Source organism: Candidatus Equadaptatus faecalis, assembly GCA_018065065.1.
Taxonomy (GTDB): domain Bacteria; phylum Synergistota; class Synergistia; order Synergistales; family Synergistaceae; genus Equadaptatus; species Equadaptatus faecalis.
This window is the reverse complement of sequence record JAGHTZ010000096.1, coordinates 1-3,355: the sequence shown is the minus strand read 5'-3', so window position 1 is coordinate 3,355 and position 3,355 is coordinate 1. Positions and strand designations below refer to the sequence as shown.

Sequence of the window (3,355 nt, the reverse complement as noted above, 5' to 3'; positions counted from 1 at the left end):
CTACCGTTACGGTTCCGTTGAGGTTAAGACCGGCGACTGTTTCTTCTGTTGCGTCAACTCCCGCGCCTGTGATTGTCATGTCTTCAAGCGTAAGGTTTCCGACTATACTTCCGCCGTCGCCCGTGACGTTTATTGTTATGTTTTCTGCCGTGAGGTCTCCGTTTCCGTCAAGGGTGTCGGTCGTGATTGTCGTTGCGCCTTCGCTCTGTCCTGTGAGACTTGCGCCGTCTTTCACAACAATCGCGCCGTCTGCCCCGCTTATGCCTTTGTCAAATTCGTTTGTTTTCGTTAGGTTGACGGTTCCTTCGTTGACGATGTCCCAGTCTTCGTTGTTTTTGAAGATGACGTTTTCAAGGCTGACAGTGCCGCCTTCTTTGTTTGTTACGGCAGGGGTGAAGTTCTGTACCGTTATGTCTTTGAGGGTGAGTTCGTCTCCCGCTGCTCCGCCATGTTCCGTATCGGCTACGATTATTCCGCCGTTGCCGTTGCCGTCGAGTATGTCTGTCGCCGGGTCTCCGTTGCTTCCGACTATGGCGAATTTTCCGCCTCTGAGGGTGTTGTCAAGGGCACCGAGGTCTTCGGTTGTGGTTTCGTCCAGTCCGTCAACTGTGTATTGATTTGTACTGCCTGCCGCGGTGCTTGTGTTGTTGACAAGGTCTTTGAGCGTGAGTTCAGTTTCGCTTTCTTTGAGTACGCTCATGTAACCGATTTTGTCCGCACTTCCGTCTTTTGCCTGGCTGAACGTGTATTTGTAGCCGGTGTTTGTCTGTACTTGGTAGCCGTCTACGGTGAGGTTGGTGTCTGTTCCCGTTGCGTTCAGGTATTGCATTTCTTCTGGGGTTCCGACTGCCCAGCCGTCCGAGGAGGTGCCGTTCAGCGTTATTGTTCCGAGTTTTATTGTTCCCGTGGCGTTTCCGTCAACGTTTATTATGTTGCCTGCCGTTATGTACGGGTCTGCGCTGTTGAGCGTGGCTGAGAAGTTGTAGATTGCTTTGTCCGCGTTAAACGCAGTTATTCCGTCAAGGTTTGACGCAGTAAATTCCACGTTTTCTTTCAGAACAGCCGTGCCGCCTGATATTTTGCCGGCTGCACCAAACGCCGCGCCTGTTTCAAGCGTCGTCGTTGCGGCTGCAGCGTTTGTTACTGTGCTGTTTATCGTGCTTCCGCTTTTTGCCGTTACGCTGTCGTTGTTGGTTACGGCTGCTGCGAGTGTTCCGTTTACGTTGAGCGTTCCTGTGTTTTCTATCGTGCCTTCTCCGCTTATTGCTCCGTCAAGCGTAAAGGTATTTGCCGTTGTGAGTGTCGCGTCTGTTCCGACGGAGATATTGCCCGTCAGCGTTGTTCCGCTTGCGTCAGCGGTGATTTTGCCGCTTTTGTCGTCTTCAATCGTTACGGCTGTGTCGTATTCGCCTGCTTCAAAGCCGAGTTCACAGTCATTTGAGATTTTCGCCGTAAGTCCTCCTGCCGCGTAATCGCTGCTCAGGATTTTGTTCACTGTCGGCGCGGGCATGTCCGTCGGTATTGTTATATCCTTTCTGTATAATTCAGACGCGTAGTCCGTCTGATAATCTCCGTTTTCCTGTTCACCGTAGATGCAGAGCGTGTAGTTCCCGGATATTCCGCTGACGTCTATGATTTCTGTGTCTGCCGCATCCTGGCTTACTTTGGCGTAGTTCACGTAGTTTCCTGTGGTTTTGTCTTTAAGCAGGGCGGATACGTACATGTTTGTTCCCGTTGCCGCGCCGTTGTAGGCTATTTTCAGTCCTTCATCGCCTGTAGGCGTCTGGTCTGATATTTCAATGATTTTTGTGCCGGTTTTTGCCGTTTCGGCAAGGTCATTGACGTCCCATGTTTTGCCGACTATTTCAGCCTGTGTTACATTGGGAGTTTTTATACCTGTATCCTCTGTTGCGTCATACTTATCAAACAGTGTCAGTTTCCAGCCATTGGAGCCATCATAGTCTGCAAGCGCAAAACCATCGCCGACACCTACCTGCGATTTGCTGTTTTTGTCGTAGTTCGTTCCATCACTTTTTGTCGCTACGGCGGCGGACAGGAACAGAACCGATTCCTGATTCAGGTTTAAAGCCGGACGCACCGCGTCATCGCAGTAGCCGATGTCGCCGTAGGTGTAGTTGACGTCGCCTTCGTTACCAACGCAGTACGCCTTCTTGCTGGCGCCGCCGGGCGACCGGAGCCACCAATAAGGATAACCATCAAAAAGGTCAACCGTCGAGCGACTATAGTAAGCGTTCCCGTACACCGGTATGTGCTGCGCCATTTCTGTCGCAAGCGCTTTTCTTGTGTCGTTTGCAGAAGTACCGGCTGCAAATCCGTAATCTGTATTCTGCACTTCGTCTGCGCTCAGCAGGAAGATTTTGTCTGTGGAATCTACATCACTGAGCGTAGTTTCCGCTATCGCCGCGTATTCTTTATCGCTGAACGCGTCTCCCGCAAAGCCGTCGTCTGCCGTTGTGTTGTTCAGTATCGCACGGACGTGTGAATATTTCCATACGTTGTCCTTTGATGGGCTGTCTGAGTGGTTAAACGCGTCTGCGTACAGCCCTTGGTCGGACAACAGTAAGGTTTTGCCGTCAGCATTTGACAGCACGCGCCATTTTATACCTTCTTTGTTGTAATCGTTCAGATTTGTCGAGCCGCTTTTTCCGCTTTTTGCGTTCTGCCAGTAATTACCAAAATAGATGGTTGAGGCATTGCCCAACGCGTTTCCGCCGTTGCCGCCCGCTATGTCCGTTATGTCTGCCAGTCCAGCCGCCATTGCAGGCGATACCGTGCTGAAAATGAACGATACGAGCATTAGGACTGCTGCAAGTTTTTTTGTTGTTCTCATCTCTTTTTTCTCCCTTTCTGTTTCTGTTTTTTGGTGCCTGTACTATCTATTTTTACCGCTTTTCAGCGTTGTTTTGGTGGGTACTCGCTTCGCTCGTTTGGCGCTACGCGCCGCTGTTGGCTGTCAGCTGTTAGCTGTTGGCAAAAATCAAACCCTTACCGCTCGTTTCACTCGCGTAAAGCCACTGGATCTACCCCTCCGGGGCACAGGCTGCGCTTTATTGATTTCGCAGGAAGACAGGGGATAAAAGCCCGCGGAATACCTCTCCGGGGCACGCGAGACGGGGATAAAAAACCACAACAAACATTTGCGGTGTTTACCACATCGCTTCTTTTATTTTCAATATTTGAGTTTATTTTTTGAATTTTTGGGAAATTTTGAAAATTGAACTTTAGTTCAGAAATAAAGGAGGGGTATGGAAAACCAAAACCTACCTTAGAAGAGGAGGTCTGTCTGTCTGTCTGTCTGTCTGTCTGTCTGTCTGTCTGTCTGTCTGTCTGTCTG

General features: G+C 50.2%; 2 protein-coding genes. Both read right to left on the bottom strand.

From position 1 onward, the window contains the following. A partial coding sequence (locus KBS54_07595; protein ID MBQ0055983.1) for a hypothetical protein occupies positions 1-2,851 on the bottom strand: 2,851 nt, incomplete at its 3' end. A gap of 167 nt (positions 2,852-3,018) precedes the next feature. Further along, the coding region (locus KBS54_07590) for a hypothetical protein (GenBank protein ID MBQ0055982.1) at positions 3,019-3,355 on the bottom strand (337 nt) is incomplete at its 5' end.